The sequence below is a fragment of the Salinimicrobium oceani genome (assembly GCF_012037645.1).
Genome location: NZ_JAAVJR010001716.1, coordinates 1 through 278, shown reverse-complemented (window position 1 = coordinate 278; position 278 = coordinate 1). Strand labels below are relative to the sequence as shown.

Here is a 278-nt window from a genome sequence, read left to right as displayed (position 1 = left end):
CAGGCTGCAAGAGGTACACCAATAAAGTTTACCAGGTCATTCCCTGCAAAGGCCAGGGCCAGGGAAAATGTACCCACCAGGATAATGATCTTCAAAATATTCATTTTCAAAATGCTCATCAAGAGCTGGGAAATTATGGTAAAGAATATTAAGCCTGCACCAATGATGATAAAGGTATTTTCTTCAATGTATTCTAAGAAACCTTCAGGAATAAAGGTCACAGAATTTAAACCCTTCAGCAGGATAAAATAGAGAATAGCGGTTAGAGACACTCCTCC

Annotated in this window: 1 pseudogene; it reads right to left on the bottom strand. The window is 39.2% G+C overall.

Annotated features, from left to right (window positions below):
- A pseudogene (locus HC175_RS23725) lies at positions 1-272 on the bottom strand (inorganic phosphate transporter); the annotation flags it as partial.
- Positions 273-278: the final 6 nt, after the last annotated feature.